Source organism: Aeromicrobium halocynthiae (assembly GCF_039531385.1).
Classification (GTDB): Bacteria; Actinomycetota; Actinomycetes; order Propionibacteriales; family Nocardioidaceae; genus Aeromicrobium; species Aeromicrobium halocynthiae.
On sequence record NZ_BAAAPY010000001.1, the window covers coordinates 129357 to 141740 of the forward strand.

At 69.6% G+C, this 12384-nt stretch carries 15 protein-coding genes; 12 read left to right on the top strand and 3 right to left on the bottom strand.

The window, feature by feature from the left end; all coding sequences use genetic code 11:
• Window positions 1-118 precede the first annotated feature (118 nt).
• The 10 genes from ABD213_RS00530 to abc-f all read left to right on the top strand — a co-directional run bounded on the left by ABD213_RS00530 (window position 119) and on the right by abc-f (window position 9700).
• Window positions 119-805 carry a helix-turn-helix transcriptional regulator gene (locus ABD213_RS00530; RefSeq protein ID WP_344323034.1) on the top strand — a complete coding sequence of 229 codons (687 nt, stop codon included), beginning with the start codon at window positions 119-121 and terminating at the stop codon, window positions 803-805.
• Window positions 802-2226, top strand: coding sequence for a Fe-S cluster assembly protein SufB (gene sufB, locus ABD213_RS00535; protein ID WP_344323036.1), 1425 nt, complete (start codon window positions 802-804; stop codon window positions 2224-2226). The genes ABD213_RS00530 and sufB overlap by 4 nt, the downstream gene beginning before the upstream one ends.
• Window positions 2223-3449 (top strand): Fe-S cluster assembly protein SufD, encoded by a 1227-nt coding sequence (gene sufD, locus ABD213_RS00540; RefSeq protein WP_344323038.1) that lies wholly within the window; start codon window positions 2223-2225, stop codon window positions 3447-3449. The genes sufB and sufD overlap by 4 nt, the downstream gene beginning before the upstream one ends.
• Entirely contained in the window at window positions 3446-3772 is a 327-nt protein-coding gene (locus ABD213_RS00545) for a non-heme iron oxygenase ferredoxin subunit (protein WP_344323040.1), read from the top strand. Before sufD ends, ABD213_RS00545 begins: the two co-directional genes overlap by 4 nt.
• 1 nt (window position 3773) lies before the next feature.
• The gene (sufC, locus tag ABD213_RS00550) at window positions 3774-4538 is read left to right on the top strand and encodes a Fe-S cluster assembly ATPase SufC (RefSeq protein ID WP_344323043.1); all 765 of its coding nucleotides are present in this window, start codon (window positions 3774-3776) and stop codon (window positions 4536-4538) included.
• Window positions 4538-5854, top strand: coding sequence for a SufS family cysteine desulfurase (locus tag ABD213_RS00555; protein WP_344323045.1), 1317 nt, complete (start codon window positions 4538-4540; stop codon window positions 5852-5854). Before sufC ends, ABD213_RS00555 begins: the two co-directional genes overlap by 1 nt.
• Window positions 5854-6333 carry a Fe-S cluster assembly sulfur transfer protein SufU gene (sufU, locus tag ABD213_RS00560; RefSeq protein WP_344323047.1) on the top strand — a complete coding sequence of 160 codons (480 nt, stop codon included), beginning with the start codon at window positions 5854-5856 and terminating at the stop codon, window positions 6331-6333. Before ABD213_RS00555 ends, sufU begins: the two co-directional genes overlap by 1 nt.
• Window positions 6330-6749 (top strand): metal-sulfur cluster assembly factor, encoded by a 420-nt coding sequence (locus ABD213_RS00565; protein ID WP_344323049.1) that lies wholly within the window; start codon window positions 6330-6332, stop codon window positions 6747-6749. Before sufU ends, ABD213_RS00565 begins: the two co-directional genes overlap by 4 nt.
• Before the next feature lie 70 nt (window positions 6750-6819).
• Entirely contained in the window at window positions 6820-7947 is a 1128-nt protein-coding gene (gene bioB / locus ABD213_RS00570) for a biotin synthase BioB (protein WP_344323051.1), read from the top strand.
• A gap of 151 nt (window positions 7948-8098) precedes the next feature.
• Window positions 8099-9700, top strand: coding sequence for a ribosomal protection-like ABC-F family protein (gene abc-f / locus ABD213_RS00575; RefSeq protein ID WP_344323054.1), 1602 nt, complete (start codon window positions 8099-8101; stop codon window positions 9698-9700).
• On the opposite strand, the gene ABD213_RS00580 is transcribed toward abc-f, so the two are convergent.
• Window positions 9687-10469, bottom strand: a complete 783-nt coding sequence (locus ABD213_RS00580) for an SURF1 family cytochrome oxidase biogenesis protein (protein WP_344323056.1) — start codon at window positions 10467-10469, stop codon at window positions 9687-9689. The genes abc-f and ABD213_RS00580 overlap by 14 nt on opposite strands.
• A gap of 71 nt (window positions 10470-10540) precedes the next feature.
• Between ABD213_RS00580 and moaA the strand changes: the two genes are divergently transcribed.
• Window positions 10541-11527 (top strand): GTP 3',8-cyclase MoaA, encoded by a 987-nt coding sequence (gene moaA, locus ABD213_RS00585; RefSeq protein WP_344323058.1) that lies wholly within the window; start codon window positions 10541-10543, stop codon window positions 11525-11527.
• A gap of 21 nt (window positions 11528-11548) precedes the next feature.
• On the opposite strand, the gene ABD213_RS00590 is transcribed toward moaA, so the two are convergent.
• The gene (locus ABD213_RS00590) at window positions 11549-11749 is read right to left on the bottom strand and encodes an acetone carboxylase (RefSeq protein ID WP_344323060.1); all 201 of its coding nucleotides are present in this window, start codon (window positions 11747-11749) and stop codon (window positions 11549-11551) included.
• Window positions 11739-12089: a DUF3099 domain-containing protein gene (locus ABD213_RS00595; RefSeq protein ID WP_344323062.1), complete on the bottom strand. Its 351-nt coding sequence runs from the start codon at window positions 12087-12089 to the stop codon at window positions 11739-11741. Before ABD213_RS00595 ends, ABD213_RS00590 begins: the two co-directional genes overlap by 11 nt.
• Before the next feature lie 55 nt (window positions 12090-12144).
• Here ABD213_RS00595 and ABD213_RS00600 point away from each other — a divergent pair, with 55 nt between their 5' ends.
• Entirely contained in the window at window positions 12145-12360 is a 216-nt protein-coding gene (locus ABD213_RS00600) for a dodecin (protein WP_344323065.1), read from the top strand.
• The last annotated feature ends 24 nt before the right edge of the window (window positions 12361-12384 follow it).

The following is a 12384-nucleotide window of genomic DNA, read 5'->3' on the forward strand; positions in this document are numbered from 1 at the left end:
GCACTCCGTTCACGGCTCCGACTGAGGGTGGCCTTCGTTGAACGGCTGGAATCATTAACGGCACACTGGTGTTGTGAAATACATGGCCGCGACGACGGACGTGCCGGAGGTGACGACGATGACCGCGAACGACCAGGGCGATGCCCCGACCCGTGAGCGCGTCGCGACGTCGATCCTCGAGCACGGTCCCTCGACGGCGGCCGCGCTCGCCGAACGACTCGGTCTCACGCCGGCCGCCGTGCGGCGCCACCTCGACCAGCTGCTGGCCGAGGGCGTCGTCGAGCAGCGCCAGCCACGCGCCGAGGCCGGCCGTGGTCGCGGCCGGCCTGCCAAGGTCTTCGTCATCACCGAGGCCGGACGCAGCACCTTCGCCCATGCGTACGACGACCTCGCCGCCGACGCCCTGCGCTTCCTGCGCGACGCCGGTGGGGACGAGGCCGTCGCCGCGTTCGCCCGTCACCGCATGGGTCAGGTGCTCGAGCGCTACCGCGACGTCGTCGAGCAGGCGGCGCCGCAGGACCGCCCGCAGGTGCTCGCCGACGCCATGAGCGACGACGGCTTCGCAGCGTCCGTCGGTCGCAGCCCTGCCGGCGAGCAGATCTGCCAGCACCACTGCCCGGTCGCGTCGGTCGCGGGGGAGTTCCCGCAGCTGTGCGAGGCCGAGACCGAGATGATCGCCGAGCTCCTGGACACCCACGTCCAGCGACTCGCCACCATCGCCCACGGGGACGGGGTGTGCACCACGCACCTGCCCGCGGGGCGAGTCCCGTCCCCCCATGCACGTCAACAGGAGAGGGTGTCATGACCACCAACTCGATCGAGGACCTCAACCCGGGTCTCAAGGACGTCGGCCGCTACGAGTTCGGATGGGCCGACTCCGACGACGCCGGCGCCGCCGCCACGCGCGGCCTCAACGAGGAGATCGTCCGCGACATCTCCTCCAAGAAGGACGAGCCGCAGTGGATGCTCGACCAGCGCCTGAAGGGCCTGCGCCTGTTCGAGCGCAAGCCCATGCCCACGTGGGGCGCCGAGCTTGAGGGCATCGACTTCGACAACATCAAGTACTTCGTGCGTTCCTCGGAGAAGCAGGCCCAGAGCTGGGAGGACCTGCCCGAGGACATCAAGAACACCTACGACAAGCTCGGCATCCCCGAGGCGGAGAAGCAGCGCCTCGTCGCCGGCGTCGCCGCGCAGTACGAGTCCGAGGTCGTCTACCACTCCATCCGCGAGGACCTGGAGGAGCAGGGCGTGCTCTTCCTCGACACCGACACCGCCCTCAAGGAGCACCCCGAGCTCTTCGAGGAGTACTTCGGCACCGTCATCCCGACCGGTGACAACAAGTTCTCCGCGTTGAACACCGCCGTGTGGTCCGGAGGCTCGTTCATCTACGTGCCCAAGGGTGTGCACGTCGACATCCCGCTGCAGGCCTACTTCCGGATCAACACCGAGAACATGGGCCAGTTCGAGCGGACGCTGATCATCGCCGACGAGGACTCCTACGTCCACTACGTCGAGGGCTGCACGGCCCCGATCTACTCCAGCGACTCGCTGCACTCGGCCGTCGTCGAGATCGTCGTCAAGAAGAACGCCCGCGTGCGGTACACGACCATCCAGAACTGGTCGAACAACGTGTACAACCTGGTCACCAAGCGTGCGACGTGCGAGGCCGGCGCCACCATGGAGTGGGTCGACGGCAACATCGGCTCCAAGGTCACCATGAAGTACCCGGCCGTCTACCTCATGGGCGAGCACGCCCGCGGCGAGACGCTGTCGATCGCCTTCGCCGGCGAGGGTCAGCACCAGGACGCCGGCGCCAAGATGGTGCACGCCGCCCCGAACACCTCCAGCTCGATCCTGAGCAAGTCGGTCGCGCGCGGCGGCGGACGCACCTCCTACCGAGGGCTCCTGCAGGTCATGGAGGGCGCCGAGGGCTCGGCCAGCACCGTCAAGTGCGACGCGCTGCTGGTCGACCAGATCAGCCGCTCCGACACCTACCCGTACGTCGACGTCCGCGAGGACGACGTCACGCTCGGCCACGAGGCCACGGTCTCCAAGGTCAGCGACGACCAGCTCTTCTACTTCATGCAGCGCGGCATGGAGGAGGACGAGGCCATGGCCATGATCGTGCGCGGCTTCGTCGAGCCGATCGCCCGGGAGCTGCCCATGGAGTACGCCCTCGAGCTGAACCGTCTCATCGAGCTGCAGATGGAGGGCGCTGTCGGATGACCACCACCGTGGACAACTCCGTCGAGAACATCGAGAACACGCTGGAGCTCGACCACGTCGAGTCCCACCTGCACCCGGAGCCGACGTTCGACGTCGACGCGCACCCGGTGCCGATGGGGCTGGAGGAGATCTGGCGATTCACGCCGCTCAAGCGGCTCCGTGGACTGCTGGAGGGGACCGCCTCCGACGCCGTCCTGCAGCGCGAGGAGCAGCTGCCGGAGGGTGTCTCGCTGGGCCCCGTCCCCGCGGACGAGGCACGCGCCCTCGGCGTCAACGCACCCTTCGACCGGCTCGGGGCCCTCGCGGCCGCGAACGCCGGCGAGACGTTGCTGCTCGACGTGCCGGCGAACCTCGAGGCCGACGCGCCCGTGCACCTGCGGCTCAGCGGGTCGTCCGTCGACGACACCGTGTGGGCGCACCACGTGATCCGCGTGGGCGCCCACGCCTCGGTCACGATCGTCGTCGACCACGCCGGCAGCGCCACGTACGACGCCCTCACCCGGATCCTCGTCGGCGACAGCGCACGGGTGGACGTCGTGACGATCAACGACTGGGCCGACGACGCCGTCCACGCCGGGCAGTACAACGTCCGCGTCGGGCGCGACGCCTCGATCCGCCTGTTCGAGATCAGCCTCGGTGGCGACCTCGTCCGCACGAGCGTCAACGTCGACTACGCCGGTCCCGGCGGCAGCGCCGACCTTCTCGGCGTCTACTTCGCCGACGCCGGCCAGCACATCGAGCACCGTCAGTTCGTCGACCACACGGCACCGCGCACGCGCAGCAACGTCGAGTACAAGGGCGCCCTGCAGGGCCAGGACGCCCACACCGTCTGGATCGGCAACGTGCTCATCCGCAAGGTTGCCGAGGGCATCGAGACGTTCGAGCAGAACGACAACCTCGTCCTCACCGACGGCGCCAAGGCCGACTCCGTGCCCAACCTGGAGATCGAGACCGGCGACATCGCCGGTGCCGGTCACGCCAGCACCACGGGTCGCTTCGACGACAACCACCTGTTCTACCTGCAGAGCCGGGGGATCGAGGAGGCCGAGGCGCGTCGTCTCGTCGTGCACGGCTTCTTCAACGACGTCATCCGTCGCATCGCCGTGCCCGAGCTGCGCGAGCGGCTCGTCGAGGCGATCGAGGCCGAGCTCGCCGGCGCGGACCTCAGCGGTCTCGACCGCCGCCCGCAGACCGGCACCCCCGCCGAGGGTGGGGTCCGGTGACCGGTCCGCAGTTCGCCGCACCGCTGGACGCGCTCGCCGAGAACACGCCCACCGCGGTCACGATCGACGGCGTCGACGTCGTGCTGGTCAAGGACGGCGACACCGTCCACGCCCTGCGCGACGAGTGCTCGCACGCGGCGATCGCCCTGTCCGAGGGGGAGGTCGAGGGCTGTGAGATCGAGTGCTGGCTGCACGGCTCGCGCTTCGACGCCCGCACCGGCGCCCCCCTGAACCTCCCGGCCACCGAACCGGTGCCCACCTATCCCACGACCATCTCCGACGGACGCGTCCTCGTCGACGTCTCCGCCCCCATCAGGAGCTGACATGAGCACTCTCGAGATCAAGAACCTGCACGTCTCCGTCGAGACCGAGGACGGCCCCAAGCAGATCCTGCGCGGCGTCGACCTCACCATCTCCTCCGGCGAGGTGCACGCCATCATGGGCCCGAACGGCTCAGGCAAGTCGACGCTGGCCTACTCCATCGCCGGCCACCCCAAGTACACGATCACCGACGGCGAGGTGCTCCTGGACGGTCAGGACATCCTCGAGCTGAGCGTCGACGAGCGGGCCCGCGCCGGCCTGTTCCTCGCAATGCAGTACCCCGTCGAGGTGCCGGGCGTCTCGGTCGCGAACTTCCTGCGCTCGGCGAAGACCGCCATCGACGGCGAGGCCCCCAAGCTGCGCACCTGGGTCAAGGACGTCAACGCCGCCCTGGAGCGCATGACGCTGGACAAGGAGTTCTCCCAGCGCAGCGTCAACGAAGGCTTCTCCGGTGGTGAGAAGAAGCGGCACGAGATCGCCCAGCTGGAGCTGCTGAACCCGAAGTTCGCGGTGCTGGACGAGACCGACTCCGGCCTGGACATCGACGCCCTGCGCGTCGTCTCCGACGGCGTCAACCGCTTCAGCGCCCAGGGTGATCGCGGCGTCCTGCTGATCACGCACTACACGCGCATCCTGCAGTACATCAAGCCCGACCACGTCCACGTCTTCGTCGCCGGCCGCCTGGCCGAGTCCGGCGGTCGCGAGCTGGCCGACCAGCTCGAGGCCGAGGGATACGACAAGTACACCCGGGCCACCGAGAGCGTCTGATGCCCTCCCTGACGAGCGGGACCGGCGCCGGGGTGTGGACCCAGGCCGGCGAGCCGTACGACGTCGAGAGGATCCGGGAGGACTTCCCAATCCTCGGACGTCGTCTGGCCGGGGACCACCCCCTCGTCTACCTCGACAGTGCCAACACCTCGCAGAAGCCGCGTCAGGTGGTCGAGGCGATCGAGCGCCACTACCTGCAGCACAACGCCAACGTCGCGCGGGCCATGCACCAGCTCGGTGCGGAGGCATCGGAGGCGTTCGAGGGCGCCCGCACGCGCATCGCGGACTTCATCGGCGCCGGACGCCGCGAGCACGGACGCGAGGAGGTCGTGTTCGCCAAGAACGCGTCCGAGGCGCTCAACCTCGTGGCGCGCGTGCTCGGCGACGCCGGATCGTCCCACCCCAACGGCATCGCATCCGGCGACGAGATCGTCATCTCCGAGATGGAGCACCACTCCAACATCGTGCCGTGGCAGCTGCTCGCCGAGCGCAGTGGCGCCGTCCTGCGCTGGTTCGGCGTGACCGACGAGGGTCGCCTCGACCTCGACGACCTCGACACGCTCATCACCGAGCGGACCAAGGTCGTCTCCCTCACCTGGGTCTCGAACATGCTCGGCACGGTGAACCCGCTGGAGCTGATCATCGACCGCGCCCACGCGGTGGGCGCGATCGTCGTGGTCGATGCCTCGCAGGCGGTGCCGCAGCTGCCGGTCGACGTCGACGCCCTGGGGGCCGACGTCGTGGTCTTCACCGGGCACAAGATGGTCGGTCCCACCGGCATCGGCGTCCTGTGGGGCCGCTACGACCTGCTCGCGTCGCTGCCGCCCTTCCTCGGCGGGGGCGAGATGATCGAGACCGTCTCCATGGAGCGTTCGACCTTCGCGGCGCCCCCGTCGCGGTTCGAGGCAGGCACTCCGCCGATCGCGCAGGCCGTGGGTCTGGCCGCCGCCGCCGACTACCTCGACGGCATCGGCATGGAGAACGTCGCCGCGCACGAGCAGGCGATCACCACGTACGCGCTGGAGCGGATGCAGCAGGTCGAGGGACTCCGCGTCGTAGGGCCCACCGAGGCCGTCCTCCGCGGAGGAGCGGTGAGCTTCACCCTCGGCGACGTGCACCCGCACGACGTCGCGCAGCTGCTCGACTCCCGCGGCATCGCCGTGCGCGCCGGTCACCACTGCGCCAAGCCGGCCCACCGCCGGTTCGGCGTCCAGTCGACGACGCGGGCGTCGTTCTACCTCTACACGACCGAGGCGGAGATCGACGCGCTCGTCGAGGGTCTGCGTTACACCCAGCAGTACTTCGGAGGGCGCTGATGAGTGGAGCCGACCAGGTCGACGCCCTGTACCAGGAGATCATCCTCGACCACTACAAGCACCCGCACGGCGAGGGACTGCGCGAGCCGTTCGGGGCCGAGGTGCACCACGTGAACCCGACGTGCGGTGACGAGATCACGCTGCGTGTCCACCTCGACGACGACACGATCGCCGACGTCTCCTACGCCGCGGAGGGCTGCTCCATCAGCCAGGCGTCGACGTCGGTGCTCTACGACCTCGTGCACGGCAAGGACGTCACCACGGCGTTCGGCGTGCTCGAGGAGTTCCAGGCCCTGATGCAGGGCAAGGGGAACGTCGAGCCCGATGAGGAGGTGCTGGAGGACGGCATCGCCTTCGCCGGCGTCGCCAGGTTCCCCGCCCGCGTCAAGTGCGCCCTGCTGGCGTGGATGGCGTTCAAGGACGCCGCCACGCAGGCGGGCGCCGGCACAGCCACCGATGCGTTCCAGGAGGGACGATGACCGAGAACAGCACGACCGAGGACGGCGCCATCACGAACGGCACGACCGACACCGTCACCGCTGACCACTCCGACCTGCCCGAGGTCGACACCGCTCCTGCAGGCGCCACGTCGTCGGACGACGTCTGGGAGGCGATGAAGGACGTCGTCGACCCCGAGCTCGGCATCAACGTCGTCGACCTCGGCCTCGTGTACGGTGTCGACGTCGACGAGCACAGCAACACGGTGCTGTCCATGACGCTGACGTCGGCCGCGTGCCCGTTGACCGACGTCATCGAGGACCAGACGCGCCAGGCGCTCGACGGTCTGGTCAACGACTTCCGGATCGAGTGGGTCTGGATGCCGCCGTGGGGTCCGGACAAGATCACCGACGACGGCCGCGAGATGCTGCGCGCCCTCGGCTTCAACGTCGGCTGACGCACTTCACCCACTCTCCACCCAGCAGGGCACCTGAACACCGTTCAGGCGCCCTGCTAGGTTTCTGTCCATGGCGCCACCTGAACACCGTTCACCTGACCTGAGCACCCTGGCCTCGCGGGTGCTCGAAGGGCATCGTCTCGACGCCGAGGAGTGCCTCGCGGTCCTGCGCACGCCACGCGAGGCGCGTTGGGCCCTCGTCGACGCGGCCGGTCGCGTACGACGGCACCACTTCGGCACGGGCGTCAAGGTCAACTACCTGGTCAACCTCAAGTCCGGGTTGTGTCCGGAGGACTGCTTCTACTGCTCGCAGCGGCTCAACTCCGAGGCCGGGATCCTGCGGTACTCCTGGCTCTCGGCCGAGGAGGCCGCGGAGCAGGCCCGCGCCGGGGTGTGCGGGGGAGCGTCGCGCGTCTGCCTCGTCTCCTCGGGTCGCGGACCGTCGAACCGCGACGTCGACCGCGTCGCCGACATCGTCCGTGCCGTGCGTGAGGAGCAGCCGGACGTCGAGGTGTGTGCCTGCCTGGGCCTGCTCAAGGACGGTCAGGCCGAGCGTCTCGCCGAGGCGGGCGTCGACGCCTACAACCACAACATCAACACCGCGGAGTCCCACCACGAGGCCATCTGCACGACGCACACCTACGACGACCGCGTCGAGACGGTCGGCCGGGCACAGGCGGCCGGCCTCTCGGCGTGCTCCGGGCTCATCGTCGGGCTGGGAGAGAGCGACGAGCAGCTCGTCGAGGCCGTCCTGGCGCTGCGTGAGCTGGGGTCGGAGTCCATCCCGGTGAACTTCCTCATGCCGTTCGACGGGACGCCCCTCGCAGGGACGTGGGAGATGACGCCCGAGCGCGCGCTGACCATCCTGTGCATGGTGCGGCTGGCCTGTCCCGACCGCGAGGTGCGGATGGCCGGTGGGCGCGAGATGCACCTGCGGTCGCTCCAGCCCATCGCGCTGGAGGCCGTCAACTCCTTGTTCCTCGGGGACTACCTCACGAGCGAGGGTCACGCCGCACGCACCGACCTGCAGATGATCGCCGACGCCGGTCTGCACGTGCTGGGCACCGACGGCACGCTCCGCGACCCGGCCGAGCTGCTGCCGGAGCTCGAGAACCCGTCCGATGAGTCCCACCAGGACGACCGCTCGCCCCGTCTGCGTCGCCGGGGCGCGGGGACCGAGCTGGCCCCCAATGCCTGAGCGAGGCCGTCCTCGACGGGGCGACGGCACCGCTCGGCCCGCGGAGCGCGTTGGGTAGACTGATCCGGTGCTGATTCAACGGGAGTAGACGTTCGACGCCGCCGCGGCGTCCGTCTCGAGGCACCCCAGACCCCACTTCCGGAAAGCACCCATGATCACCGTCAGCAACGTGACGCTGCGCTTCGGCGCGCGCGTCCTCATGTCCGACGTCTCCTTCCAGGTGGCGAAGGGCGACAAGATCGGACTCGTCGGACGCAACGGCGCCGGCAAGACCACCCTCACCAAGATGCTCGCCGGTGCCGGGGGAGAGCCGGCCGAGGGCTCCATCACCCGCAGCGGCACCGTCGGGTACCTGCCGCAGGACCCCAAGGTCGAGGACATGAGCGTCTCGGCCAGGGACCGCATCCTGTCCGTCCGCGGCCTCGACGCGGCCCTGCGACGCATGCGCCAGGCCGAGGTCGACATGACCAGCGACGACCCGGAGGTCGCCGAGCGCGCCATGAAGCGGTACACGAACGCCGACAGCGAGTTCGCCGCCGGCGGCGGGTACGCCGCCGAGGCCGAGGCTGCCACCATCTCGGCGAACCTCGGGCTGCCCGACCGCGTCCTCGCCCAGCCGCTCTCCACGCTGTCCGGTGGGCAGCGCCGAAGGATCGAGCTGGCGCGCATCCTGTTCTCCGACGCCGACACCCTGCTGCTCGACGAACCCACCAACCACCTCGACGCCGACTCGATCCGGTGGCTGCGCGGGTTCCTGCAGACCTTCTCCGGCGGCATCGTCATCATCAGCCACGACGTCGACCTGATCGAGGAGACCGTCAACAAGGTCCTCTACCTCGATGCGAACCGTTCGACCATCGACGTCTACAACATGGGCTGGAAGCACTACCAGCGCCAGCGCGAGGCCGACGAGGTGCGTCGCAAGAAGGAGCGCGAGACCACCACGAAGACCGCCGAGCGTCTCATCGCCCAGGGCAACAAGATGCGCGCCAAGGCGACGAAGGCCACCGCGGCCCAGCAGATGCTACGGCGTGCCGAGCAGATGCTCGCCGGTCTGGAGGACGAGCGCCAGAGCGAGCGCGTGGCACGGATCGACTTCCCTGCCCCGGCCCCGTGCGGCAAGACGCCGCTCATGGCTGAGGGCCTGTCGAAGTCCTACGGCTCGCTGGAGATCTTCACCGACGTCGGCCTCGCGATCGACCGCGGCAGTCGCGTGGTGATCCTCGGCCTCAACGGTGCGGGCAAGACCACCCTGCTGCGGATGCTGGCCGGCGAGCTCGACCCCGACACCGGCGAGCTGCAGCCCGGCCACGGCCTGCGCATCGGGTACTTCGCCCAGGAGCACGACACGCTCGACCTCGACAAGACGGTCTTCGAGAACATGCGCGACGGCGCCCCCGAGCTCACCGAGACGCAGGCACGCAGCGTGCTGGGCGCCTTCCTCTTCTCCGGCGACGACGCCCAGAAGCCGGCCCGGGTGCTGTCCGGCGGGGAGAAGACGCGGCTCGCGCTGGCCAGCCTCATCGTCTCCAGCGCCAACGTGCTGCTCCTCGACGAGCCGACCAACAACCTCGATCCCGCCTCCCGCGAGGAGGTGCTCGCGGCCATCCGCTCCTACCAGGGGGCGATCGTGCTCGTCACGCACGACGAGGGTGCCGTGGAGGCGCTCGAACCCGACCGCGTGCTGCTGCTGCCCGACGGCGACGAGGACCTCTGGAACGCCGAGTACGCCGAGCTGGTCAGCCTCGCGTGACGCGTGACGACGCCGGTCGAGACCGCTGTCGCTCGGGGCCGCCCTCGCGCCGGTCGCGTGCCTCCGCGTGCGCGAACCAGAAGTAGCCGACGAGCGCGAGCAGCCCGAAGAACCACCACTGGAGCGCGTAGAAGAAGTGCGGCCCCTGGCCCAGGTCCGGCAGGGGCTCGGTGGCGAGGGCGTCCGTGCCGCCGGTCTGCTCCTGCAGGTTCAGGTAGCCCGACCGGAGGTCGAGACCGAGCGAGGAGGCGACGGCCTCGCTGTTGATGGCGCGGACCTGCCGGTCGACCGGCGTCACCGCCTCGTCCCGCGCTCCGCTGTCGGGTCGCACCCAGCCGACCACCTCCACCTCACCGGACGGCGGTGGCGGCACGACGTCGGGGCGCTCCCCGTTGTTCAGGGTCTGGATCCACCCGCGGTCGACGAGGACCGCGGAGCCGTCGTCGAGCAGCAGAGGGGTGACGACGTCGACCCCGGGGGCACCGTCGCGGGTGCTGAACCGCACGACGATCTCGTTCTCGACGTCGTAGACGCCCTGCGCACGGACCGTGGCCCACTCGTCGCCCGGATCGACCGAGCTCCCGGCCGGCACGACCTCCTCGAGTGGTCGGGGATCGGCGAGGAGGTTCGCCCGCGCGACCCGGTTCTCGCTCACCCGCGCGTCGTGCTTGTCCATCTGCCACATGCCGGCCCGCACGCAGATCGCGAGCAGCAGGAGGACCACCGCGGCGAACCCGAGCCACCGGCGGCTGAGCAGGAACCGGTACACGGCCCGAACCTAGTGTCCGGCCCCAAGCCACCGCCCAGCAGGGGGTGGGAGCCGACTCGTAGGCTGGCACGATGCAGCTCATCGACACCCACGGACGCGTCGCGACGGACCTGCGCGTCTCCCTGACCGATCGCTGCAACCTGCGCTGCCAGTACTGCATGCCGGCGGAGGGGCTCGAGTGGATGCCGACCGAGGAGGTCCTGAGCGACGACGAGCTCGTCCGGCTGATCGGCATCGGCGTGCGCCTGCTCGGCGTCCGTGACGTGCGCTTCACCGGTGGTGAACCGCTGCTGCGACGAGGTCTGCCCTCGATCATCGCGGCGACGAAGGACCTGCCCGGCTCGCCACGGACGGCGATCACCACCAACGGTCTCGGCCTCGAGCGCACCGCCGGGGCACTGGCAGCAGCGGGTCTGGACCGGGTGAACGTCAGCCTCGACACGATCGACCCGGCCACGTTCCTCACCATCACCCGACGGGACCGTCTCCACGACGTCGTCGCGGGGCTCGCCGCGGCCAAGGCCGCCGGACTCGAGCCCGTGAAGATCAACGCGGTGCTCCTCCGGGGCGTCAACGACCACGAGGCAGCCGAGCTCCTGCACTGGAGCCTCGAGCAGGGCTACGAGCTGCGCTTCATCGAGCAGATGCCGCTCGACGCCCAGCACGGCTGGAACCGCGAGGCGATGGTGACCGCCGACGAGACCCTGGCGCTGCTGTCCGCCCACGTCGACCTCCGGCCGCAGGCAGGGCGAGGGTCGGCCCCCGCGGAGCGCTTCCTCGTCGACGGCGGTCCGGGCACGGTGGGCATCATCGGTTCGGTCACCCGACCGTTCTGCGGTGACTGCAACCGCGTCCGGCTCACGGCCGACGGACAGGTGCGCAACTGCCTGTTCGCCCGCGAGGAGTCCGACCTGCGCGCGGCGTTGCGCGCCGGCGCGAGCGACGAGGAGATCGCGCGACGATGGGTCGCGGCGATGAGCACCAAGCTGCCCGGTCACGGCATCGACGACCCCAGCTTCCTCCAGCCGACCCGTCCCATGTCCGCCATCGGCGGCTGATCTCCCGCCGACCCGAGGTCCTCAGAGCGGGACGGTCTCCTGGTAGAAGCCACGCGCATCGAGGAAGCGACGCAGGGTCTGCTCGTGCTCGCCGCACGCGAGCCACACCTTGCGACGATCGGGCGTGTGGATCTTGGGGTTGTTCCACTCCACCCGGTGGACGGCAGGCTCGACGCAACCCTTGGACGAGCAGATGAGCTCGTCCGGACCGTCACTCCTCACGCGTGTCCTTGGCGGTGGTGGCGGCCTCGCTGAGCTCGCCGTACGGCTCGGGCTTCATGACGTCGCTCCCGGTGCCCTTGCGGCGGACGCCGGAGTTCGCCAGCACCACCGAGAAGTAGGGCAGGAACGTCGCGAGGACGACCATGACGACAGCGACCCACACCGCGTACTGCCAGACGACGACGGCGCCGACGAAGCACACCGAGCGGATGCCCATCGAGATGGCGTAGCGCTTCTCGCGGGACCCGAGCTCGTCGCTGTGACCCGTGGCGGCCGAGGTGATCGAGTAGACCTGCTCCTCGGCCCGGCGGTCGCGGTCGTTCCTGTCGGTTGCTGACACCCTTCCAGCGTACGCCGAGCACCAGAGCCTGCATGACAGCCTGCATGATGACTGCATGAGCAACCGCACCTACCGCATCACCGAGATCGTCGGCACGTCCCCGGACGGGGTCACCGAGGCCATCGAGAACGGCATCCGTCGCGCCGGCAAGACCCTGCGCCACCTCGACTGGTTCGAGGTCGAGGGGATCCGAGGGCACATCGTCGACACCGACGTCGAGCACTACCAGGTGACCCTCAAGCTCGGCTTCCGCCTCGAGGACGACGAGTGAGCCACGCCTCCTGAGCCCCACCGG

What these genes read in the sequence shown, in the direction of transcription:
- bioB (WP_344323051.1), top strand. Translation starts at nt 6,820, where the DNA reads ATGGCGCCACCTGAACACCGTTCACCTGACCTGAGCACCCTGGCCTCG.
- ABD213_RS00530 (WP_344323034.1), top strand. Translation starts at nt 119, where the DNA reads ATGACCGCGAACGACCAGGGCGATGCCCCGACCCGTGAGCGCGTCGCG.
- abc-f (WP_344323054.1), top strand. Translation starts at nt 8,099, where the DNA reads ATGATCACCGTCAGCAACGTGACGCTGCGCTTCGGCGCGCGCGTCCTC.
- ABD213_RS00600 (WP_344323065.1), top strand. Translation starts at nt 12,145, where the DNA reads ATGAGCAACCGCACCTACCGCATCACCGAGATCGTCGGCACGTCCCCG.
- ABD213_RS00565 (WP_344323049.1), top strand. Translation starts at nt 6,330, where the DNA reads ATGACCGAGAACAGCACGACCGAGGACGGCGCCATCACGAACGGCACG.
- sufU (WP_344323047.1), top strand. Translation starts at nt 5,854, where the DNA reads ATGAGTGGAGCCGACCAGGTCGACGCCCTGTACCAGGAGATCATCCTC.
- ABD213_RS00555 (WP_344323045.1), top strand. Translation starts at nt 4,538, where the DNA reads ATGCCCTCCCTGACGAGCGGGACCGGCGCCGGGGTGTGGACCCAGGCC.
- sufB (WP_344323036.1), top strand. Translation starts at nt 802, where the DNA reads ATGACCACCAACTCGATCGAGGACCTCAACCCGGGTCTCAAGGACGTC.
- sufD (WP_344323038.1), top strand. Translation starts at nt 2,223, where the DNA reads ATGACCACCACCGTGGACAACTCCGTCGAGAACATCGAGAACACGCTG.
- sufC (WP_344323043.1), top strand. Translation starts at nt 3,774, where the DNA reads ATGAGCACTCTCGAGATCAAGAACCTGCACGTCTCCGTCGAGACCGAG.
- moaA (WP_344323058.1), top strand. Translation starts at nt 10,541, where the DNA reads ATGCAGCTCATCGACACCCACGGACGCGTCGCGACGGACCTGCGCGTC.